Origin of the sequence: Nocardia sp. NBC_00416, assembly GCF_036032445.1 — a bacterium.
Classification (GTDB): Bacteria; Actinomycetota; Actinomycetes; order Mycobacteriales; family Mycobacteriaceae; genus Nocardia.
This window is the reverse complement of the sequence record NZ_CP107932.1, coordinates 6,927,460-6,949,151: the sequence shown is the minus strand read 5'-3', so window position 1 is coordinate 6,949,151 and position 21,692 is coordinate 6,927,460. Positions and strand designations below refer to the sequence as shown.

Below are 21,692 nucleotides of genomic sequence, written 5' to 3'. Positions count from 1 at the left end.
CTCATCGCGCGAATCGACGGAAGCCGAGTTTCGTGGCTATGAGGTTAGACCTGTTGTTGCCCAGTCCTTTTGGTGACGCCGATGCATACGGTTTGCGCTACCGTCTCCCGGCCCCGGCGAGAGTCTCAGCGAGTGCCGACTTGCGAGTTCAGAGAAGCACGCCGTCCCACTTCATCTCCACCACCCACCCCGGGTTGTCCGGCGGCCGACCGGAAACTGTCGAATGCCTTGCAGAAAAACGCTTCCCCACCGATACGACGTCTCGAGGCGAATTAGAGAGCAACTGCCGCAACCGCTGGTGATCGACTCCGAGCCACTACGCCATCGGCTGCATCGACCGACGGCGCCCATCCAACATCAATCCCTGCACGTACATCCCCGGCGTGGCTGGCTGAGTTTCACGCACCAGCGAGGAAAACACCTCACTCACAAACTAATCCAGCTTCTCACCAACACGAGCCACGGTCACGGCGTACACAAGGCATCGTCTCGAGAATCGCTGGAGAACTCGGGCCGACGCCGACCTGACTGAGTACTACTAGCCGCAGTGCGAGGGTCCGCTGGTCCACAGGGAACGTCCTCGGCTGAAGGTGGCCCCACCACCCCAGATGATGCATTTACCTGGGGCGTACACCCGAACCGGGCCTGCGTAGTATTGATAGTCACCTTCGTCTCGGCTGGTCGTGGATGCGCCGTCGATCCTGATAAGGGCGTCGGTGTTGGTCGCTTCGCCGACATACGCCGTTTTCTCGGTCACCACACAGTCGGTACTGCCGTTGTACGGGCGCAAATGTGCCCGCTCGACGAATTCAACAGCTCGAACGACGAAAATCCCTCCTTTGGTCGGCCAGCCGGCTTCCGCTCCGGGGATACGGGCGTATAGCTCAGCAGTAGAGTTCTGGCTCACACGCCAGCGGTCAGGGGTTCGAACCGCTCTGCGCCGATTACGCCTGAGGACCGAGGAGCGCTGCCCCCGATAGATTCTGTGGGGCAGCCCGCAGCCATCGGCCGCCCGTGGTACACCTGGCTCGATCTCCGCATTTTCCGGTGCCACAGCGCACCGATCGGAGTTCGGGCCCATCGCCCCCGGGGGCCCGAACTCCGATCGCGATCCAGGCCGCGCTCCCGGCTCGGCAGAAGTCGCGGCTGAGACGGCCGAGCGGTCCGCCCTGGCATGTCACCGGCAGCGTTGGCCGGGCGGCACAGTGAATTCAGCGGCCGGAACCGCGCCGGCGCAGCGTGCGGTCGTAATCCTCGTACCGCGCCTTGGCGATCACCGACCGATCGGCGGTGCGTAGCACGATCCCCTCCGGCCGGCCGCCCGCGTCGGCGTCCAGATCGCAGCGGGTCCGGGGTAGAAACTCGGCGAGGAAGTCGCGTGTCTTGTCGATTTCGGTCGGCAGTTCGGACGCCGGTAGGTCGAAGAGCCGCGGGGTGAGTTCCAGTCCGTAACGATGCGCCGCCGCCGCCAGATCGGTTTCGGAGGCGAACGGCTGGCCGCCGGACTCGCGCCAGCGCGAGATCTCCGCACGCGATGCGGCGAACAGCTCGGTGTAGTCCCGCAGCACCACCAGATCGAACATCCGGTACCCGACCGCTCGACGCCCGGTGTACTGCGCGCTCGCGCCGGTGATCTTCCCGCCGTACAACTCGACGTAGAACACCTGGACGACATCCTCGTCCGGGACGGCGGCTTCGGCGAATTCCCGCAGCGCCGCTACGATTCCCAGTGCCGGATTACCGATGAGGTCGCCTTTGGCGCACAGCAGTTCCTCCCGGCTACCCAGCAGCCAGGTCCCGTCGGGCAATCCGATGACCCGCGCGTTCGTGCCGTCCACCTTCTCCGTACCGATGACCCGTCCCGCGAACTCGGTCACGGCGCCGGTCAGCGAGCCGCGTTCCCCGAGGGCGTGATAGGTGGGGATCGACGGATACTTCGTGGCGCTGTTGAGGCCGTCCAAGTCCGCGTTTCGTACATCGAAAACCATTGCCGTATAGTCCCCGCGGCCTGCGGGCACGTCCACTGGTTATTCACCCGGGGTGCCGCTTCGGGCGCGAAAAGAGCGCGCTAGAGGCCGGGAGCCGCCGGCGTCTTCTTGCGGTCGCGAGCCGCGTGCCGGGGCAGGAACATCGCGGGGACGATGATCACGGCTGTGAGTGCGAAGGCGACCCAGAACGCGTACCCGAACGAACTGGCCAGCAGCGGGCCGACAACCGGCATGGCCTCCGGCGGTACCGAGCTGATCTGGTCGGCGCCGGCGCCCGCGGCCTGGATGCCTTTCGAGGTGAGCTGGTCGGTGAGCCGTTGCGTCAGCACCGTCACCAGCAGGGCGCTGCCGAGCGAGGCGCCGACCTGCTGGATGGCCGACAGGGTCGGCGCCGCACGCGATACCGCGTCCTTGCTCAGTTCGGTGTATGCGGCGGAGATCGTCGGCATCATCACCGCGCCCAGGCCCATACCGCGCACGAACAGGGCCACGCTCAGCCAGACATACGAGGTATCGACGCCCACCTGGGTGAACGGGAAGGTGCCGATCAGCGCCAGCACGATGCCGACGGGTACGACGTAGCCCGCGCCGATCCGATCGGTGAGCCTCCCGCCGATCACGATCGCCACGATCGCGCCGAGGCCCTGAGGGGCCAGCAGCAGACCGGCGTCCAGCGCTCCTTCACCGCGGACGGTCTGGTAGTACAGCGGGAGCAGCAGCATGCCGCCGAACATTCCGATGGCGACGAGGAAGACCGCGATGGTTCCGCTGGCGAAGAGCCGGTTGGTGAGCAGGCGGACGTCGATGATCGAGTCGGCTCCCTTGCTCAGGCTGTGCCAGGTGTAGAGGGCCAGGCCGACGACGCCTGCGATCAGCCACCCGAGCACGCTCCACTCGTTGAATCCGCCGTGGGAACTGGCGCGGGAGAGCCCGTAGAGCAGGCATACGAGGCTGCCGGAGACCAGAATGAGGCCGCGCACGTCGAGACGACCGAACTCCGGCAGCGCACCACCGGCGGGCAGTTTCCACACCGCGAGCGCGACAGCCAGAATGCCGACGGGGACGTTGACGAGGAAGATCCAGTGCCAGCTCGTGTATTCGACGAGCAGGCCGCCGATCACCGGACCGAACACCGGCCCCAAGAGCATCGGAACGCCGAGGATGGCCATCGCGCGACCCAGGCGCTGTGGCCCCGCGGCCCTCGTGATGATCGTCTGCCCGCCGGGTAGCAGCATGCCGCCGCCGAGTCCCTGGATCACGCGGAACGCGATCAGGCTTTCGATCGACCAGGAGGCCGCGCACAGGGCCGAGCCCATCACGAACAGGCTCACCGACGTGATCCACACCGCCTTCGGCCCGAACCGGTCCATGGCCCAGCCGGTGAGCGGAATGACCAGGGCCACCGCGAGGAGGTAGCCGGTGACCACCCACTGAGTCGTGGACAGCGGTGCGTCGAGCTCTCTGCTCAACGAGTCCAGGGCCACGTTCACGATCGTGGTGTCGAGAACCACCATGATCATGCCGGACACGATGACGAGCCCGGTGACGATGACGCTGCGGTCGAGCTTGTCCGACCGTTGGGCGGTGAAACCATCCATACCGGCTCCCAGTGGGTAGCGATTCGAGGAGGCGGACCCGCATGAATCCGCCTCCTTTACGTTGTGCACCAGTCCACGCGGATCAACAAGCGAAGTGAACCAGGTTGCCGGGGCCGCCGACGACAGCGAAACGCACCAACTGAGCAAACGGATGATCGTCGTGACGGTCGGGCCGGACCGGAAGGCGAGTCTCGCGCGTCCGCGTACCGCGCCTCGACCGGCGGGCTCCTGACGCCTCAGCCCACGTCCCGCCGCAACCAGGTGACCTCGGCCCCTTCGCTGCCCGTCCGGAAGACCTCCAGATCATCGTCCCAGGCCGTGCCCAGGGCCCGATCGAGCTCCGCGGCCAAGTCGTAGGCGGAGTGCCGACCCAGCTCCCGAGCCGCCTGGAGCATGACCCGCAGGCGCATCTCGCCGACCATCACATCCCCGTTGGCGCTGGTGGAACCGTGCCACAGACCCAGCGACGGCACGAAGCTGTAGCGCTCCCCGTCGACGCCCTCACCGGGATCCTCGGTGACCTCGAAACGCAGCACCGGCCAGGACCGCAACGACTGCGCGATCCGGGAGGCGGTGCCGGCCGGGCCCACCCAATCGGTCGTCGCCCGGAGCTGACCCGGAGACGCGGGCTGCGCGGTCCAGCGCAGACTGGCGGGAGCGCCGAGAGCGGCCGCGAGCGCCCATTCGATATGCGGGCACAGCGCGGTGGGCGACGAGTGGACATACACCACACCCGCCGTCGCCTCCGCGTATCGAGTCGATCCGCGCACCACGTACACCTCCGGTTTCGACGATGCTCGTCTTCCCCAACGGTCCGTCGAAAAGGCGTTGCCCGAGTGTACTCGAGTGCCCGGTGTTACACGTGTTACTTCTTTGCCGTGTTGCGGGCGAGTGCCGCCTCCGCGATGACCGAATCACTGAACGGAGGCCATACTTCGCGCGACCAGTCACCGAAATTCTCATCGCTCAATGCCACACACGCCAGGTCGTACCGCGGATCCACCCACAGGAACGTGCCGGATTGCCCGAAATGACCGTAGGTCGCAGGCGAGTTGGCGACGCCGGTCCAGTGCGGCGTCTTCCCGTCCCGGATCTCGAAACCCAGACCCCAGTCGTTGGGCCGCTGCGAGCCGAATCCGGGCAGCACGCCGTTGCTCCCCGGAAACTGAACGGTGGTCGCCTCGGTGCGGGTCTGTGGGGAGATCAGCCGCGGCTCGAGCAGCTCGCCGGCGAAACGCAGCAGATCGGCGAGTGTGGAATACGCGCCGTGCCCGGCGGAACCCGCCAGCTCCGAATCGGACATGCCCAGCGGTTCGAATACGGCCTCACGCAGGTAGTCCGGGAACGGAATGCCGGAGTGCTCGGCAACGAAATCGGCCAGCAGTTCGAATCCCGCGCTCGAATAGATCCGCTTCGCGCCGGGCCGGGCGAGGATATCGGTGGTGTCGAAAGCCACCCCGGAGGTGTGCGCCAGCAGATGGCGGACGGTCGAACCGGGCGGCCCGGCAGGCTGATCGAGCTCGATCGCCCCTTCTTCCACGGCGACCAGCACCGCGTACGCGACCAACGGCTTGGTGACCGACGCGAGCCGGTAGACCCGGTCACCGTCACCGGCCGACCACTGGCCGTCCGGGGTGACCACACCCGCCGCGGCATGCCGGACCGGCCATTGTTTGATCTGCTCGAGTGCGCGCACACCCCGAGGTTACGAGACCGAACAGCTCGCCCGGAATCCGCCCGAGCGGTTCCGGGGCAACGGTTCACCCACGCGAACCCGGCCGCGCGGACCCGTGCACCGCAATTCCCCTGCCCCGGACGGCAACAGCGCGCCGGACCGGCCGTCCGGACCGGTCACGTGGCCCCGACCGGGCCGGCGCGGGTGACGGGAGCTTCGGACGAGTCGGCGCAGTGCGCCCGGAACGCCGGCCGGGCCGGCGGCCGATCGACCGGCACGGGCCGGGGGGCGCGGAATCGATCGGCCCCACCGGCCCGGAACGCGCAGTGCGCGGGTACTCCGGCCGGGATCAGCGGTCCGCGTCGGTGTACTTGATGATGCCGCGGATGTTCTTGCCGTCCAGCATGTCCTTGTAGCCCTGGTTGACGTCCTCCAGCGAGTAGCTGCGGGTCACCATATCGTCCAGGTTCAGCTGACCCGCCTTGTACAGCGAAAGCAGCCGTGGGATGTCCTGGCGGGCGTTGCCGCCGCCGAAGATGCAACCCTTGACCGTTTTCTGCAGCATGGAGAGCAGGAAGCTGTTCAGCTTCACATCGAAGGCGTCCATCCGGCCCATCGAGGTGACGACCAGGGTGCCGGCCTTGGCGGTGAGGATCAGGCCCTCTTCGATGTACTCGCCCTGCATCTCACCCATGGTGAGGATGACCTTGTCGGCCATCCGTCCCTCGGTGGCCTCCATCAGCGGGACGATGGCCTCGGCCATGCTGCTGTAGGTGTGGGTGGCGCCGAACTTCTTGGCCTGTTCCAGCTTCCACGGGTTCGGGTCGATGGCGACGACCTTCTGCGCTCCGGAGAGCACCGCGCCCTGCAGCGCGCTCATCCCGACGCCGCCGATGCCGACGATGGCCGCCGTATCCCCGGGCCCGATATTGCCCACATGGGTGGAGGAGCCGAAACCGGTGGGCACACCGCACCCGACCAGGCAGGCGACCTCGAACGGGATCTCGGGGTCGATCTTGACCACCGAGGAGTAGTGCACCGTCATATACGGCGAGAAGGTCCCGAGCAGGCACATCGGGATGACGTCCTTGCCCCGGGCCTGGATGCGGTAGCTGCCGTCGCTGATGGACTGCCCGGAGAGCAGGCCCATCCCGAGGTCGCACAGGGCCATATGTCCTGCCACACAGGACGGACAGCGTCCGCAGGCGGGGATGAACGACAGCACTACGTGATCGCCCACGGCGAGATCGGGCGGGGTGCCGGGACCCAGCCTGGTGATGACGCCCGCGCCTTCGTGGCCGCCCATGGCCGGGAAGGAGGGCATGGGGGTGGCGCCGGTGACCATGTGGTGGTCCGAATGGCACATTCCAGCGGTCTCCAGCTGGATCTGCACCTCACCGGCGCGCGGATCGCCGAGTTCGATTTCCTCGACGGACCACGGCTCGTCGATCCCCCAAAGGATCGCGCCCTTCGTCTTCATTCGTGTCCGACCTCTCGCATGCGCGGGCTTTCATGTGACAGCCTCCACACTACGACACGAACTGGAACACGTTCTAGTAGTTGGCGAAGATTTTCCACAGAGAACTGGTCGGTCGACCATATAGACCGGCCGGAGCGAGCGCCCGCCCCGCCGATCAGCTCCCCGAATCCACCGGCTCTCCGGCGGGATTCCATGAGTAGCTCCGCCGTCACCGATCGACTCGGCTGGTCGACGCAGTGACGCAAGGCCCGGGCCCCGAAGCGGAGGCGCGGATGACGAAACGACGCCGGGGATCACGCGGTAACAAGATCGGCAGCACACCACCGCCGAACCGACCGATGCGCGCACACCACGATCACTCCTCAACCGCGGGCGCGGACCGCGGGACGGATCGCAATAATGAAACCTGTTCTCACTCTATGAGTCCACGCGCCTGCGCGAACAGCTCGAGCGTGTTCGCGTGCAGGAAATCACCGACCTTCACGGGCGCCTTACCCGCGAACGCCCGCGCGTAGGTTCCCTCCAGGACGATGCCCAGCTTGAAGCAGGCCAGCACTGTGTACCAGGTGACCGCGCTCAGATCGCGATCGGAGAACTTGCCGTAGTGCTCGATCATCTCCGCGCTCGACGGCAGCGATCCGGCCTCCCCGAGTTTGCCGATCAGCGCCGCTCCGGAGGTGCCGGGTTCCGGCCGGGTCGCGATCTGCCAGCCGAGATCCAGCAGCGGATCGCCGATGGTCGACATCTCCCAGTCCACCAGGGCCGCGACCTCCGGGCGGTCGTAGGAGAACATGATGTTGGCCAGATGGCAGTCACCGTGCAGGATCCCGGGGGTCCAGGAGGCCGGACGGTTGCGCTCCAGCCAATCCGCCACCGATTCCAGCCCGGGGATCTGCGGACCGGGGTAACCCTCGTTCGCCGCATACGAGTCGAGTTCGTGCATCCAGCGGCCGACCTGGCGTTCCAGGAACCCTTCCGGTTTGCCGTAATCGGCCAGCCCCAGTTCCCGGTAGTCCAGCGCCCCCAGCCGGGCGATGGCCTCGACCGCGGACAAGCCCATCAGCCGCCGCGCCTCCGCGTCCGCGGCGAAGGGCGCCGGGAGCTCGGTCTGCGGGTTGAACCCCTCGATCGGTTCCATCAGGTAGAACACCGCGCCCAGCACCGACTCGTCGGTTTCGGCGGCGATCACCCGCGGGGCCCGCACATCGGTGCCGGTGAGCGCGCCCAGCAGCCGCGCCTCCCGCCGGATGACCTCGTTGCTCTTGGGCCGCAGATGCGCCGGTCCGCGGCGCAGCACGTAGTCCCGCCCACCCCGGGTGAAACGCAACATGATGTTCTGCGTCCCGCCGCCGAGGGCCCTCACCTCCTGGAAGTCGCCGCCGGTGAGCCCCCGCTCGTCCATCCAGTTCCCGACCACGGTGAAGTCGACGTGTTCACGATCCACGCCTACCGGCTGCGCAACAGACATGCCTGACATTGTGCCCCACCCGTCCGGAGAAACTGCGGGCAACCGACGACAGTTCGGGACACGCCCGCGGCGTAGGGTTCGGTCCACGATGTCTTCCTCCGCGACCCTCCGGCACCACGTACTCGATCGCGCCGTCGACACCGAGGCCGCCTTCCTTCGTCTCTACCGCACCTCACCGACCGCGTTCTGGCTGGACAGCGAGCATGTGGAACCCGGGCTGGACCGTTTCTCGTTCCTCGGGGACGCCACCGGGCCGCTGGCCGAAACGGTCGGCTACCGGGTCGGCAGCGGGACGGTCACCGTACGCAGCTCCGACGGTCGGGTCCGCGACGAGCCGGGCACGATCCTGGACTACCTGGCCGCGGCACTGCGCACCCGCTGCACGCCGCTGCCCGAGGACCTCCCCTTCGATTTCGCGGGAGGCTACGTCGGATACCTGGGTTACGAGGTCAAGGCCGACTGCGGCGCGACGGCCGCGCACCGGTCGGCGGCGCCCGACGCCCAGTGGATCTTCGCCGACCGGGTGATCGTCGTCGACCATCTCGCCGGACGCACCCACCTGCTCGCGCTCACCGGACCGCAGGAATCCGACCGCGCGGCGGGCGACGCCTGGCTGCTCGCCACGGCGGCGATCCTGCAGACACTGCCCGCCTGGTCGAACCCCCCGCCGCTCGACACCGACGGCGACACCCCCGGCATCGAGGACCACCTGGTCCGTGGACGCGCGCGGTACCTGCGCGATATCGCCGCGTGCCGCCGTGCCCTGCAGGCGGGCGAATCGTACGAGATCACACTGACCGATCAGCTCACCTTCCCCGCCACGACCGGCGGACTCGATGTCTACCGCACGCTGCGCCGGACCAATCCCGCGCCCTACTCGGCCTATCTGCGATTCGCCGACCTCGAGATCGCCTGTTCCTCCCCCGAACGCTTCCTGAAGATCGACCGGACCCGCACCGTCGAGACGAAACCCATCAAGGGCACCGCCCGGCGCGACCCCGACCCGGTGGTGGACGAACGCCTGCGCCGCGCGCTGACCGAGGACCCGAAGACCCGGGCGGAGAACGTGATGATCGTCGACCTGCTGCGCAACGATCTGGGCCGGGTCTGCGAGGTCGGCAGTGTGCGCGTGCACGAACTGCTGGCCACCGAAACCTATTCGACCCTGCATCAGCTGGTTTCGACCGTGCGCGGGACGCTGCGCGCGGACACCGATGTCATCGGCTGCCTGCGTGCGTGTTTCCCGGGCGGATCGATGACGGGTGCGCCCAAGATCCGCACCATGCAGATCATCGACGCCCTCGAGACCCGCGCGCGGGGGGTGTACTCGGGCACGATCGGCTTTCTCGGGCTGGGCGGCACCGCCGACCTCAATATCGTCATCCGCACCGCCGTGCGCCACGCGGGACACTGGCAGATCGGGGCCGGGGGCGCGATCGTGCTGGACTCCGACGCCAACGCCGAATACGACGAAATGCTGCTCAAGGCCGCGGCGGTCTACCGGGCGCTGGCCACCGGCCCGGCAGGCGCCGATCGGCCCGCGGCCGGTATCCCGATGGGCCGGGCGAGGTAGCCCGTCCCCGGAAAACGCGCGGCCCGAACCCGCGAACAGGGCGACAATGGACTGATGGCACAGCTCTGGGTGAAAACACATGGCGGGGACTGGCTTCGGGCCGACCAGATCATCGAGATCGGCACCGAACCGGTGCGCGAACGCGGACCGCACGAAGGTACGGGCGCCGTCGAAGTCGTCGCCCGGCTGGCGGTGGCGACCGGTACCGGACAGTGGGACTACGACCGCGGCAGCGGCACCGTCGGACCCAGCAGCCGGGTGCTCGGACGATATTCCAGCGGGGAAACCGCCGAAAGGATGGCCGATCAGCTGGTGCTGATCCTGCTCAACGCGAACAAGAACGCGCAGATCACCTTCGACGACGACGAGGTCCGGGTGCGCCCGGTGCACGACCGCACCGCGCACGACGCACCCTTCAACGGCAGTGCGCTGGACCCTCACTGAACGCTCAGGATCCGCGCCGCGGCCGCCGCTTCGGTCCGGGTTCCGGTTCCGGGGGTGGTTCCGGCGCGACGATCCCGGCCATCCGGCCGAGCCGGCCCACCCCGGGCAGCCTGGACAGCGCGCCGAACAGATCCTCGCCCAGTGCGATCATCGCCTCCAACCGGGGCAGCAACCTGTCGTAGGCGGCGAACGCGGGATCGGCGAGCGCGAGGGTGCGGTCGAGGCGATCGATCGTGGCGTTGAGGCGATCGATGGCAGTGGACAGATTCTCCAGCACATCGGGAAGTTGTGCCGCGAGCTGCGCCGACGCCGGGGGCAACCGGACCGCCGCGTCGAATGCCTGGCCCGCCGTCAACTGTGCGGCCTCGAGCGCCTGCCCGGCCGCGGACTGCGCCGCGTCCACCGCCGACTGCGCGGCCGCCAGCACATCGGCGGGCGTGGGCACCCGCCGCGCCCCCGGCCGCTTATCCGCCGGCTGCCCCGGATCGGTCATGGGACAACTCTGCCCCATCGATCCCGAAAACAGCGACGACCTGCACGCCTGCGGGCGTGTCGGCATCGCATGGCATAGTTCGACGACGATGGAACTGAGCAAGGGTGCCAATACTGCGATCCCGACATCGCTTCTGGCCGTAGTGATTTCCTGGCGGTCCGAGCATGTGCTGGACGCGCATGCCCTACTGCTGGGCGGCGACGGGTCGGTGCGCGGCGATCGGGATCTGGTCTTCTACAACGCGCCCCGGCACATCTCGCAAGCGGTCACCCTCGACCAGGACCCCGCCCCGGGCACCGCGCGGCTCAGCGTATCGCTACCCCGCACCGAGGCCGAAGTGGACCGCATCGTGGTGTCGGGGTCGCTGGAAGGCGCGGTGTTCACCCAGGTCGACGAGCTGCGGATCACCGTATTCGCGGTCGACGGCCCGGTCGCCGAGTACACGATCGGCGATTCGGAAGCGGTGTCGGCCATGATGTTCGGCGAGTTCTATCGCCGTGACAGCGGCTGGCGGTTCCGCGCTGTCGGTCAGGGCTGGGCCACCGGTATGGCAGGTCTGGTGACCGAATTCGGAATCAGGGTCGACGACGAACCCGCATCGGTCGACGAAGCCACAGAACTGCTGAGGGCACCGCGGACCGGGCACGCGGCGTCGGACCGGAGCACCGCCGTGCTCACCAGAACGCCCACGCGCGAACCGCGTGGCGCGAGCGACGAATCGCATCGCGACGGCGCGCGACACCCGGCCGCCGGACCGGGCCGATCCGGACCCGCGATACGCGCCGCCGACCCGGGCACAGGATCGGCGAACGGCACTCGTCCTGCCCCCGGAACACATCCGGGCAACGCTCACTATCGGCTCAACGAATCCTCCGCCGCACCCGCCGCACCCTGGGACCGCTTCACCGAACCGCAGCCCACCCGGCAACTGCCGGGCACCGTGACCCTGCGCCGGCTCGCCACCACCGATCCCGTCCGCATCCCGCCGCCCCCGGACCCCGACCGCGCCGACTGGTACCGCGACCCCGAGGACCCGGCCCGGCTGCGCTGGTGGGACGGCGAACACTGGACCGCCGACCGGCGTCCCACCACCCGGCCGCACCCGCACGACTGCGAACGCTGCGGCACCCGCCGCCGGCGGCGGGTCTTCGGCGGGCACCAACCGTGCGCCACCTGCGCCACGGATATCGAGGAGTTCCTCATCCACTGGCACACCCGCGCCGCGCGGGTGCTCACCGCGTCCGGGCCGCGCGGCGCCGAATGGGAGGCGCTGTGGGCTTCGCTGCGCTATCAGCGGATCGATCGGGCCGCGGGCCGGGCCGCCTTGGAACCGATGGCACTGCAGTATGTGGAACGCCGGGTCGCGTTCGCCTTCGCCGACGGGCAGATCACGGCCACGGAATACGACGATGTCGAACACGCCGTCACCGAACTGGGCGTGGCCGGTCCGCTGGTCGACGAACTCCGGTCACGGATGAGACGCGGAAGGGCACTGTCCCGGTTGCGGGAGGGCGATCTGCCCACCGTCCGCACACCGGATCTGCACCTGGACGCCGAAGAACTGGTCTACCTCGATATCGACGCGACCCAGATCCGGGAACTGGCCCGCGGCCCCAAACACACCGACGGCCGATTGATCGTGAGCACGAAGAAGCTGCGATTCGTCGGCGCCGGCGCGGGTGTCGAGCTGCCGTGGTCCCGGATCGTCTCGGTCACCGCCGAACGCGACGCCGTCACCATCGCGGCCACCTCGGCCCGCGGCGGCGGGACCTTCGCCGTCGCCGACCCGGAATATCTCGCCGCCGCGCTGGAGGGCGCGCTGCGGGTCGCCAAACGGCTCGTCCTCGCTCCGGGACAGCGTGATTCGCGCAGTATCTCGCAGGAGGTGAAGGCGGAGGTGTGGCAGCGCGACGGCGGCCGCTGCGTGGAATGCGGAGACAGTCACTATCTGGAGTTCGACCACATCATCCCGCTCAGCCGCGGCGGCGCCACCAGTGCCTCGAATCTCCAGATCCTGTGCCGCGGCTGCAATCGCACCAAAGGCGCCAATATCTGAGCCCGCACCCCCCGACCGGACCACCTGCCCCGTGCACGGCGGCCCCGGTGCGACGGCTCGTTTCTACCCGGTCAGGGCAACGGCCCGGTCGGTGTGCCGGCGCACCGACCGGGCATACATTCGGGCGAGCGGGTTCCCGGCGCCCGGCATCGGCCGCACCCGGGGTTGTGGGTTCCCGGCGCCCGGCATCGGCCGCGCCCGGGAGTTCTGGAGCGCAGTCGCCTTCCAGTTCTCTCTCCGCAACAGCTCAGCACCCCGGTCTTGCGTGACAGCCGCCGGCGCGCGATATCGCACTGCCAGCCGGCCGACCGTGCAGACGGGATGTCGCCGTACGCACGGTATGCGCTCGAACCGGAGGTCTCCCGGCCGACGGGTACGACTAGCGCACCAGCGGCGGCGGCGACCAGTTGCCGTCCAGCACCCGCGGTTCCGGCTCGTACAGGCGCATGACCAGTGAGAACTGACCGCTTTCCGGAATCGGCAGCCAATTGGCCCGCGGCACCCGGGGCCCCGGATCAGCGGCCTGCACCGCGAACTCGAGCGCGCCGTCGGAGGCGAATTCCGCCGCCATCGGATGGCCCACAGTCTGGATGCCCGCGGTGTTCGGAACGAGGAAACCGTCTGCCCCGTACGCGGTGATCGACCAGAACGCCCGAACCGGCGGCGCCTGGCCGGGTTCGAAACGCAGCGTGTACTCCACCGGGTCGCCGTTGTCGTCGGCCACCGTGAACAGCGCCGGGTAGACCACCGCCTCGGCGATGTTCGCGCCGACGCCGCGGTGGGCGGTTGCCGCCCGCAACAGGTAGTTGGTGCCGTAACGACCGACATTGAGCGCGATCACCCAGCCATTGCGCAATTGGGTCGCGGGATCGACATAGGCGGCGATCTTCGCCTTCGCCGCTTCGGCGCCCGCGTCGAGTTCGCCGGTGCTCACGCCTTCGGGCGAGCCCCCGGGCCGGATCCCGATGGTGGCGAAACGCCGCATGGCGGTGTCGTCATCCGGAGCGGGTGGGTTGTCCACCATCAACTTGCACATCCGCTCGAAGAAATCCCGCGCGGGCATCTGCGCGACCGAATCGTGTCCCGCCGATTCCGACCAGTCCTGGTTGCCCGGGATCGAGTCGGATTCCGTGGCCGCGCGCGTATTCCACGCACTCAGCGGCGCGAGGCGCAACTGGGCCTGAACCGCGCGCACCGCTGGAACGTCCGCCGGACCGCGTACCTCGACCCGGCCGTACAGCCAGGCGTCTTCGGTGGGCACCGGCAGTTCCACGACCCCTGGCGGCAGGGTCCCGTTCCACCCGGGCCCGGTGACCGCGTAGACGTAGGGCGGGGTGGCGCCGGGTTCGACCCCCGGCCGGACGCTGCTCGGCGTCGCGGTCGTATTGGACCACGCGTCGAGGACCTGCATCACCCAGCGCCGGTCCCGGATCTCCGGCACCGAGAACAGCACCGGCTCCTTGCGCAGATCCAGCCAGCCCACCGAATACAGGTTGTCCAGATCGATCTGGATGACGGTCCGCTGGCTGGCGGCGGGGAGGGTAGAGGTGTGCTGGAAGCGGTTCACCGATACGTAGCCCAGGGCCCGACGCCGGAGCGTATCGATCAGGACCATGGGGTAGCCGAAGACATACGCGTCGGCCGCGACCTCGCGCCGCGAGGCGGGCGAACCCGACGGCGCGACCTCGCTGCCGGACTCCTCGCTCCCGCAGGCCACCAGTCCGGTTACCGCGACCAGGCCCAGCATGGACCGCCGGGTCATCCGCAACCGGCCGGTGGCCGGACCGTGCGTCGGGTCTCCGGCTGCCGCGGCGGGCATTTCGCCCATTGGCATTCTCCCTGCTCATCGCTGATGGAAGGACTGCCAGCAGGATACGCTCGGAGATAGCTGAAACGTAGCGGTTGCGGTCGGCGTGGCCGTTCTCAGACGGCGAGCACAGCGTTCATGATGGTGCCCGCACTGGTAGCCACGACACCGCCGATCATGGCTCCGGCCACCATCTTCGGCGATTGCAGACCACTGCCGGACCACTTCTCCCACGCGAATCGACCGCCCGCGTACACGATGCTCACGATTCCCGACAGAATCGCCAGCCAGGTGGCGTACCCGACGAACTTCATGATCTTGTCGGCCAGCGGCGGAGCCTCCGGAGTGGGATCGCTGACCTGTGCATATACCGATACCGCGTCCATAACCGACGCCGCGATGCTGCTCACCGTCTGCTCCCTCGCCGAGACCGTACGGGCCGCCCGGGCCCCACCCCATCATCCAGACCGACACCGCCGGTGCGCAAGTTCTTGCCGCGCAGCGTGTTTCACGCTATAACCGCTGGTGACCCGAATACCTACCCGGAACTGGGATTACTGCGACCGACCCGGCGAGCGGTTACGATGCGTTAGCGTTCCCGCCCACCCCGATACAGAGTGAGCTGCGAGATGATACTGGCCGCCGTCACCGATACGCTGGCACAAATCGGTAACCCCACACCCGAAGCACCCCCTATCTCGGACAAATTCCTGCAACTGGTCCGGTATCTCACCTGGTTCGTGTTGCTCGCCGGAATCTGCGCGATCATCTATGCCGGCGGCCGGTTCGCCTGGGAGAAATGGTCCGGCGGCGGTCTCGAATCGCCGAAGATGGTGGCCGGAGCCATGATCGGCGGTGTCATCGCCACCAGCGCGGGCACCATCATGAATGCCGTCATCGGCTGACCCGGCGGCACGCGGTCGGTTCCACGTCGCCGAGCCCGGATCCACCCCGTGGGCACCTTCGTTCGCGCGATTAGCTGCGGCCGGGTCCCCCTCGAGCGTGCACACCCGTTCGGCGATCCGCACCGCCGGCGATCCACGCATCCCACGACTGCCGTCGGCGCTCTCCGAACATCGCCACCTGACCCTGCGCCGACGATCCCCGACTCGTAGGCCTCGATCAGGCGATCCGGCCCCGCCGCCCGGTCCAGCCGGTCCGCGCGCGCCCGCCTCCGATCGCGACGCGGGACGCCCGACGCGGCGCGAGTGCCGAATCCGGGCACCGCGAGGTCCTACGTCGCGGGCGGCGGGACTTCGAGACATGTCGGGATGCCCCGCACCCGGCCCGTTGCGGCCGGGCCCCGCCGCCGAGCCGGTGCCGTCCCCGAACCCGAAATCATCTATCGAATATATGTTCGAATTCGGGTACCGTGACCGGCATGCCCGAACTCGCCCCCATCCCGTTCGCCCGGTTCAACCTCGAACAGGTACGGGAACGTCTTCTCGCCGCGGCGGCCTTCGGCGAGTCCCTCTCCCCCGATCAGCTCGAAGCCCTCGCCGACAAGCTCAGCACCGGCCTGAGCATCTACATCGAGGCGACGCAGAACAGCGGGCCCCGGGCCCGGCCGCCGGCCGCGCCCGGCCGGGCCTGCCTGGATTTCCGCGGACATCTGCGCTGACCCCGGGCCGCGATCGGCGCGGGCCGGGGACGACGCGGCTACCGCGTCACCGCTCGCCGGGCACCGATTCTCCGCCGACCGGTTCCCCGTCCTCCGTCTCGATCGGCGACGTGACGAGTTCGAATTCGCCCTCGTGCCGGGCCACTCCCTGCAGCACCGCGCCCTCCACCAGTTCGATGCCCAGGTTCGCCCGCACGATGATCGGGTCGCTGCGCACATCGCGATACAGCGAGACGCACATCATCACCATCACGACCATGAAGGGCAGCGAGACCACGGTGGTGAGCGCCTGCAAACCGGTCAGCGCGCCACCGAGATCGTCGGAATCCGCTATCACCAGCATGATCGCGGCGACCGCACCGGTGGCGGTGCCCCAGAAGATCACGGTCGGCCGGGACGGTTCGATACTGCCCCGCTCCGACAGGGTGCCCATGACGATGGATGCCGCGTCCGCGCCGGAGACGAAGAAGATTCCCACCAGGATCATCACCAGCACAGTCATGACCGAGGTGAGCGGATATTCCTCGAGCAGGTGGAACAGCGCGAAATCGGGGTTCACGCTGCCGTCGGCCTCGGTGAGGTCGTGGGTGTCGGTCTGCTGCCGGATGGCCGCGCCACCGAAGATCACGAACCACACCAGGCTCACCATGCTGGGCACCAGCAGCACGCCCGCGACGAACTGCCGGATGGTGCGGCCCCGACTGATCCGCGCGATGAACATGCCGACGAAGGGGGTCCAGGAGATCCACCACGCCCAATAGAAGATGGTCCAGATCGACAGCCACGCCTCCATCTCCTCGCCGCCGGATATCCCGGTGCGCGAGGCCATGGTCGGCAGTTCGGCGATGTAGTCACCGAGCGCGGTGGGCAGGAAGTTCAACATGAACAAGGTGGGTCCGGCGATGAAGACGAAAACCGCCAGGATCACCGCGAGCACCATGTTGATATTCGACAGCCACTGGATGCCGCGCGCGATGCCGGACACCGCGGACAGCACGAACGCGATGGTGAGGCCGGCGATCACCAGTACCAGCCCGACTTTGCCCACGGCGTCCACCCAGCCGTTGAACTCGAATCCGGCGCCGATCTGCAACGCCCCGAGTCCGAGTGAGGCCGCCGATCCGAACAGCGTCGCGAAGATCGCCATGATGTCGATGGCCTTACCGCCCAGACCGTCGGCGTGTCGGCCGAGCAGTGGCCGGAACACCGAGGAGAACAGCTGGGAGCGTCCGCGCCGGAAAGTGCTGTAGGCGATGGCGAGACCGGCGACCGCGTAGATGGCCCATGGATGCAGGGTCCAGTGGAACAGCGTGGTCTCCATCGCGACCTCGGCCGCCCGCGGACTTCCGGCTTCGGCGGTGCCCGGCGGCGGAGAGGTGAAATGCGTGAGCGGTTCGGCCACTCCCCAGAACATCAGGCCGATTCCCATGCCGGCGCTGAACATCATGGCGATCCAGGAAACCGTCCGGAATTCAGGCTGTTCGTCGTCGGCGCCGAGTGGGATCTTGCCGTAGCGGCTCAGGGCCAGCCACACCACATAGACCACGAACGAAGTGGCGACCAGAACGAACATCCAGCCGGTGTTGGTGATCACCCAGGACTGGGCGTCGGCGGCCACGGTGGCCAGGCTCTCCTGGTCGAAGATTCCCCACAGGACGAACGCCACTGCCCCGATCGAGGTGATCCCGAAGACCAGCCAGTCCAGTCCGTGCCGCCCCGGTCCGCGCCTGCGCGAGCCCGGCGAACGGCTATCGTACGTCGCGGATTTCCCGCCGGTGTCGATCGCCATGGACGAGTCCTTTCAGATCGCACTGTGCGTCCGGCGGCCGGTCGCGAGGACCGGCCGAACTCGACCTCGGTGGGCACCGCGACCGGGTCGCCGAACGGTATGTACCGGGGCAAACCGTACCCCGCCCGATCGGCGGACAACGTGCCGAACGCGTAACGGGCGGCCGCGTGCCGCCCCGGGAGAGCACCCCGAGCAGCCCGGACCCGAGGCTCGTGCCGGATTTCGGACACTGGTCCGTAGTAATGTCCAGTCAATCGCCCAGTTCCATGTACGGCAACCGCGCGGCCTTGCGACACTCGTACCCGGAGCCGACGGTTTCCCGTGGGCGAACACGAGGAGTACGGGATGGCGGAGCCGGTGACACTGGTGGTGGGCGCCTCCGGGTTCCTCGGATCGCACCTGACCCGCCAATTGGTCGCCGCGGGCGCCCCGGTCCGCGTCATGGTGCGGCACACCAGCGATATCCGCGCGATCGCGGACCTGCCGGTGCAGATCCACTACGGCGATCTGTTCGACGACGCCGCACTGCGCGAGGCCATGCGCGACTGCGACGTCGTGTACCACTGCGCGGTGGACACCCGGGCGTGGCTGCGCGATCCCGAGCCACTGTTCCGGACCAATATCGCGGGTCTGCGCCATGTCCTCGACGCGGCCTGCGCCACCGGACCGCGCAAATTCGTCTTCACCAGTTCCGCCGCCACCATCGGCCGCCGGCGCGGCGGTGTCGCCGACGAGACCGCGCCCTTCGACTGGGGCCGACTCGGCGGCCCGTATGTCCGGTCCCGGGTCGAGGCGGAGAATCTGGTGCTGCGCTACGCGGCCGAGCGCGAACTGCCCGCGGTGGCGATGTGCGTCGCCAACACCTACGGCCCCGGCGACTGGCAGCCCACCCCGCACGGGTCTTTCGTCGCGGCCGCCGCGCTGGGCGAACTGCCTTTCCGGTTCGCAGGGACCGGATCGGAATCGGTGGGCGTCGAGGACGCGGCGCGCGCGTTGATCCTGGCCGGGACCGCCGGACGCGACGGTGAGCGCTATATCGTCTCCGATCGTTACCTCAGCAGCGCGGAACTGCTCACCGCCGCCGCGCACGCGGTGCACCGGGAGCCTCCCCGCCTGGCTGTTCCGCTACCGCTGCTCTATCCGGCGGCCGCCCTCTCCGGCGCCGCGGCCGCGTTGCGCGGCCGGGACAGCCGGTTCACGGTCACCTCGGTGAATCTGATGCACGTCATGTCGCGGATGGACCACGGCAAGGCCGAACGTGAGCTCGGCTGGAAACCCGAACCGGTTCTGGACGCGGTGGCCCGGGCCGCGCGCTTCTTCGTCGAACGCCGCGCCCGCCGGCGGGCGCGGCGGGACTGAGCACTGCTCGCACCCGCGGTTGAATGCACGCTGCACAGGAGTTGCACCCTACACAGCATGTGTATGATGCAAGACACTCCCGGCTGCGTGATACAACGAGTGGCGGGACGCCCTCCGGGCCACCACGGCATCCGAGAACGAGCAGGACACCCGTCATGGACAAACCCACCGAACTGATCGAATTCGAGACCATGCTCCTGGGGCGGCACAGCCTCAACGCCCACCTGCGCCGCCCCGACCACCTCGAACGCAGTGCCTACCTGGTCCTGCGCCGGTTGCGCATCGAAGGGCCCATGTCCATCGGCGAACTGAGCGAGGCCTTCGGCCTGGACGCCTCCACCGTGCACCGGCAGACCGCGGCCATACTGAAAGCCGATCTGGTCGAACGCATTCCCGACCCGGACGGCGGGGTGGCGCGCAAGTTCCGGATCACCGCCGAAGGCGAGCGGCGGGTGCGCGCCGACCGGGACTACAACGTCAACGCCCTGGACCGGGTGCTGAGCGACTGGAACGAAACGGACGTGCGGTCCTTCGCCGCCTACCTCGAGCGGTTCAATACCGATATCGAGGCCAGCGAGGCCCGGCCGTGGCCGCGCCCTTCGCATACCGAGCCGCGACCCTAACGGCCGGCCCGCCGTTCAGTAGCGCCGCATATCGACCTGACGCCGCACATTGGATATCGCGGTCACCACCGCCGTGCCCAGCGGACCGCTCCGGTCGTAGAGGGTGGTGGTGCCGACCGCGATCCCCTCGTAGGCCACCTGATCCTGGGCCAGCACCCCGATACCCGGCCCGGCCGGGACCCGGGCCAGCGTCAGCGTGACGTCGGAGTTGATATAGCCGATCCCGGCGGTGCCCCAATTGCTCATGAGGCTCGCGGCGTCTCCGGCCATGCCGGCCCGCTGGAACGGAGTCACCACCTCTCCCGCGACCACCGGGAGCATGTTCTGCCAGATGACTTTGCGTTCGGCGTTCTGGGTGGCCGCGAAGTCGGTGGTCCAGTCGCCGTCGCCGCTCTTGAACAGCGGATGGGCGCCCGCTTCGGAGGCGTCCGGAGTCTCGGGGACCGGAAAATCGTGGGGCGGCCGCCAGAGTTCACCGACGGGCACTTCGCCGGTGCGCAGGTACGCGACGGTCGCCCGGGACCGCACTTCGCCGCGCTGCAGCAGTTCCGCGTCGGCGACGCATATCCGTTTGCCCTCCCGCACCACGACACTGCGCAGGGTGGCCGGTTCGTCGACGACCGGGCGGAACAGGTCGACGGTCAGGCGGGCCGGTACGAACTCCTCGCCCGGGGACCGCTTTTCCAGTTCGCGCGCCAGGAGCCCGCAGATCGCCGGACCACCCACCTGGGTGGGGCTCCATCTGGACATGGCTATCCGGGTGGGCAGGAACTGCTCACCCTCCCTGGTGAAGAACGCGAACACAGTATCGGCTCCTTCTCACGCGAATCCCCAGCAGAATTACAACACGTTCTAGTTTCGTACGCGTTCGAAGGTACCGGTCGAGCCGGTCGCACGGTACCGGCGAGAGGTCGCGTCACCGGACACCGCAGCACTCCCGGCGCGCCGACCGCCGCCGCGGCGGGCAGCGACGGGGGCGGCCGCGAGGCAGCGCCCGTGGCAGCCGCCTCAACTCTTCCCACTTCCGAACTCACACCCCGATATCGCGCACCAAGACTTCGGCCGCGTCCCGCACCCCGCCGAGATCCCCCTCCCAGCCGAGGATCCGCACTACCGCCTCGGCGATCGCCCCCTGCACGCTGCCGGGCACTCCACCCGCGTCCGAGCGGATATTGATCACCGTCTCCACCAAGCGGAACGGCAGGGTTTCCGCCTCCGGCACCCCGACCGCACCGCCCTCGGCAACCATCCGCGCCGCCAGCGACTCGTAGCCCGCGCGCAGATCGTCGCGGCGCGCCCGGAACGGCGCGAACCGCTCCCCCCGCAATTCCGGCAGGAAGTACAGCGCGCCGATGTTCCAGCGCGCCGCGCACAGCTGCTCGATATCGAACCGCGCCAGCGCGTACAACCGGACCGCGGCCGGTTCGGGCCGCGCGAGCAGGGCCTCGGCGAGTTGCGCTGCCGCCGCGATGGTCTCACCGAGGAGGGCGTCGAGGATATCGTCCTTGGCCGCGAAGTGGTGATACAGCGAGGCCTGACGGATTCCGACGGCTTCGGCGATGGCCCGGGTGGAGGTACTGCCGTAGCCGTGGGTGGTGAACAGTTCGGCGGCGGCGTCGAGGATTTCGGCACGCGGGGTCTGCCCCTGGCGGCGGCGTGGCGCGAGACGCGGGCGGCCCGGACCGAGTTGGGTCATGGATCCATTGTGACCGACCGGC

19 protein-coding genes are annotated in these 21,692 nt (G+C 68.5%); 7 read left to right on the top strand and 12 right to left on the bottom strand.

Annotated features, from left to right (window positions below):
• Positions 1–1,211: 1,211 nt before the first annotated feature.
• From OG804_RS30105 to OG804_RS30080, 6 genes are all read right to left on the bottom strand, one after another.
• Positions 1,212–1,988 carry an RNA ligase family protein gene (locus tag OG804_RS30105; RefSeq protein WP_328392013.1) on the bottom strand — a complete coding sequence of 259 codons (777 nt, stop codon included), beginning with the start codon at positions 1,986–1,988 and terminating at the stop codon, positions 1,212–1,214.
• 80 nt (positions 1,989–2,068) lie between these two features.
• The gene (locus OG804_RS30100) at positions 2,069–3,586 is read right to left on the bottom strand and encodes an MDR family MFS transporter (RefSeq protein WP_328392012.1); all 1,518 of its coding nucleotides are present in this window, start codon (positions 3,584–3,586) and stop codon (positions 2,069–2,071) included.
• Positions 3,587–3,822: 236 nt separating this feature from the next.
• Positions 3,823–4,356, bottom strand: coding sequence for a DUF3145 domain-containing protein (locus OG804_RS30095; RefSeq protein WP_328392011.1), 534 nt, complete (start codon positions 4,354–4,356; stop codon positions 3,823–3,825).
• Between the two features lie 95 nt (positions 4,357–4,451).
• Positions 4,452–5,282, bottom strand: a complete 831-nt coding sequence (locus tag OG804_RS30090) for a serine hydrolase domain-containing protein (protein WP_328392010.1) — start codon at positions 5,280–5,282, stop codon at positions 4,452–4,454.
• A 328-nt stretch (positions 5,283–5,610) separates the two neighbouring features.
• Complete coding sequence (locus tag OG804_RS30085) at positions 5,611–6,741, bottom strand: NDMA-dependent alcohol dehydrogenase (RefSeq protein WP_328392009.1); 1,131 nt, start codon at positions 6,739–6,741, stop codon at positions 5,611–5,613.
• Positions 6,742–7,153: 412 nt separating this feature from the next.
• Positions 7,154–8,218, bottom strand: coding sequence for a phosphotransferase family protein (locus OG804_RS30080; protein ID WP_328392008.1), 1,065 nt, complete (start codon positions 8,216–8,218; stop codon positions 7,154–7,156).
• A 79-nt stretch (positions 8,219–8,297) separates the two neighbouring features.
• Between OG804_RS30080 and pabB the strand changes: the two genes are divergently transcribed.
• Both pabB and OG804_RS30070 read left to right on the top strand, forming a co-directional pair.
• Entirely contained in the window at positions 8,298–9,782 is a 1,485-nt protein-coding gene (pabB, locus tag OG804_RS30075) for an aminodeoxychorismate synthase component I (protein ID WP_328392007.1), read from the top strand.
• Between the two features lie 54 nt (positions 9,783–9,836).
• Entirely contained in the window at positions 9,837–10,226 is a 390-nt protein-coding gene (locus OG804_RS30070) for a hypothetical protein (RefSeq protein ID WP_328392006.1), read from the top strand.
• A gap of 4 nt (positions 10,227–10,230) precedes the next feature.
• On the opposite strand, the gene OG804_RS30065 is transcribed toward OG804_RS30070, so the two are convergent.
• Positions 10,231–10,719, bottom strand: coding sequence for a hypothetical protein (locus OG804_RS30065; RefSeq protein ID WP_328392005.1), 489 nt, complete (start codon positions 10,717–10,719; stop codon positions 10,231–10,233).
• Between the two features lie 88 nt (positions 10,720–10,807).
• On the opposite strand from OG804_RS30065, the gene OG804_RS30060 reads away from it, so the two are divergent.
• Positions 10,808–12,775: a TerD family protein gene (locus OG804_RS30060; protein WP_328392004.1), complete on the top strand. Its 1,968-nt coding sequence runs from the start codon at positions 10,808–10,810 to the stop codon at positions 12,773–12,775.
• 379 nt (positions 12,776–13,154) lie between these two features.
• Here OG804_RS30060 and OG804_RS30055 read toward each other — a convergent pair whose 3' ends face one another.
• Together OG804_RS30055 and OG804_RS30050 are read right to left on the bottom strand one after the other, a co-directional pair.
• Entirely contained in the window at positions 13,155–14,603 is a 1,449-nt protein-coding gene (locus tag OG804_RS30055; RefSeq protein WP_328392003.1) for a DUF1254 domain-containing protein, read from the bottom strand.
• Positions 14,604–14,698: 95 nt separating this feature from the next.
• Positions 14,699–14,992, bottom strand: a complete 294-nt coding sequence (locus OG804_RS30050) for a hypothetical protein (protein ID WP_328392002.1) — start codon at positions 14,990–14,992, stop codon at positions 14,699–14,701.
• Between the two features lie 219 nt (positions 14,993–15,211).
• Between OG804_RS30050 and OG804_RS30045 the strand changes: the two genes are divergently transcribed.
• Positions 15,212–15,487 carry a hypothetical protein gene (locus OG804_RS30045; RefSeq protein WP_328392001.1) on the top strand — a complete coding sequence of 92 codons (276 nt, stop codon included), beginning with the start codon at positions 15,212–15,214 and terminating at the stop codon, positions 15,485–15,487.
• A 476-nt stretch (positions 15,488–15,963) separates the two neighbouring features.
• Positions 15,964–16,203: a DUF6374 family protein gene (locus tag OG804_RS30040; RefSeq protein ID WP_328392000.1), complete on the top strand. Its 240-nt coding sequence runs from the start codon at positions 15,964–15,966 to the stop codon at positions 16,201–16,203.
• Positions 16,204–16,249: 46 nt separating this feature from the next.
• On the opposite strand, the gene OG804_RS30035 is transcribed toward OG804_RS30040, so the two are convergent.
• Complete coding sequence (locus OG804_RS30035; RefSeq protein WP_328391999.1) at positions 16,250–17,992, bottom strand: BCCT family transporter; 1,743 nt, start codon at positions 17,990–17,992, stop codon at positions 16,250–16,252.
• Positions 17,993–18,337: 345 nt separating this feature from the next.
• Here OG804_RS30035 and OG804_RS30030 point away from each other — a divergent pair, with 345 nt between their 5' ends.
• Positions 18,338–19,351: an NAD-dependent epimerase/dehydratase family protein gene (locus OG804_RS30030; protein ID WP_328391998.1), complete on the top strand. Its 1,014-nt coding sequence runs from the start codon at positions 18,338–18,340 to the stop codon at positions 19,349–19,351.
• A gap of 155 nt (positions 19,352–19,506) precedes the next feature.
• Positions 19,507–19,974 carry a MarR family winged helix-turn-helix transcriptional regulator gene (locus OG804_RS30025; RefSeq protein ID WP_328391997.1) on the top strand — a complete coding sequence of 156 codons (468 nt, stop codon included), beginning with the start codon at positions 19,507–19,509 and terminating at the stop codon, positions 19,972–19,974.
• 15 nt (positions 19,975–19,989) lie between these two features.
• On the opposite strand, the gene OG804_RS30020 is transcribed toward OG804_RS30025, so the two are convergent.
• Both OG804_RS30020 and OG804_RS30015 read right to left on the bottom strand, forming a co-directional pair.
• Entirely contained in the window at positions 19,990–20,778 is a 789-nt protein-coding gene (locus tag OG804_RS30020) for an acyl-CoA thioesterase domain-containing protein (RefSeq protein WP_328391996.1), read from the bottom strand.
• 226 nt (positions 20,779–21,004) lie between these two features.
• Positions 21,005–21,670 (bottom strand): TetR/AcrR family transcriptional regulator, encoded by a 666-nt coding sequence (locus tag OG804_RS30015; RefSeq protein ID WP_328391995.1) that lies wholly within the window; start codon positions 21,668–21,670, stop codon positions 21,005–21,007.
• Positions 21,671–21,692: the final 22 nt, after the last annotated feature.

Bases quoted from the DNA above. Each gene is read 5' to 3' on its own strand.
- OG804_RS30065 (WP_328392005.1), bottom strand. From the start codon at position 10,719: ATGACCGATCCGGGGCAGCCGGCGGATAAGCGGCCGGGGGCGCGGCGG.
- OG804_RS30080 (WP_328392008.1), bottom strand. From the start codon at position 8,218: ATGTCAGGCATGTCTGTTGCGCAGCCGGTAGGCGTGGATCGTGAACAC.
- OG804_RS30045 (WP_328392001.1), top strand. From the start codon at position 15,212: ATGATACTGGCCGCCGTCACCGATACGCTGGCACAAATCGGTAACCCC.
- OG804_RS30060 (WP_328392004.1), top strand. From the start codon at position 10,808: ATGGAACTGAGCAAGGGTGCCAATACTGCGATCCCGACATCGCTTCTG.
- OG804_RS30025 (WP_328391997.1), top strand. From the start codon at position 19,507: ATGGACAAACCCACCGAACTGATCGAATTCGAGACCATGCTCCTGGGG.
- OG804_RS30105 (WP_328392013.1), bottom strand. From the start codon at position 1,988: ATGGTTTTCGATGTACGAAACGCGGACTTGGACGGCCTCAACAGCGCC.
- OG804_RS30015 (WP_328391995.1), bottom strand. From the start codon at position 21,670: ATGACCCAACTCGGTCCGGGCCGCCCGCGTCTCGCGCCACGCCGCCGC.
- OG804_RS30085 (WP_328392009.1), bottom strand. From the start codon at position 6,741: ATGAAGACGAAGGGCGCGATCCTTTGGGGGATCGACGAGCCGTGGTCC.
- OG804_RS30030 (WP_328391998.1), top strand. From the start codon at position 18,338: ATGGCGGAGCCGGTGACACTGGTGGTGGGCGCCTCCGGGTTCCTCGGA.
- OG804_RS30040 (WP_328392000.1), top strand. From the start codon at position 15,964: ATGCCCGAACTCGCCCCCATCCCGTTCGCCCGGTTCAACCTCGAACAG.
- OG804_RS30070 (WP_328392006.1), top strand. From the start codon at position 9,837: ATGGCACAGCTCTGGGTGAAAACACATGGCGGGGACTGGCTTCGGGCC.
- pabB (WP_328392007.1), top strand. From the start codon at position 8,298: ATGTCTTCCTCCGCGACCCTCCGGCACCACGTACTCGATCGCGCCGTC.
- OG804_RS30100 (WP_328392012.1), bottom strand. From the start codon at position 3,586: ATGGATGGTTTCACCGCCCAACGGTCGGACAAGCTCGACCGCAGCGTC.
- OG804_RS30035 (WP_328391999.1), bottom strand. From the start codon at position 17,992: ATGGCGATCGACACCGGCGGGAAATCCGCGACGTACGATAGCCGTTCG.
- OG804_RS30055 (WP_328392003.1), bottom strand. From the start codon at position 14,603: ATGGGCGAAATGCCCGCCGCGGCAGCCGGAGACCCGACGCACGGTCCG.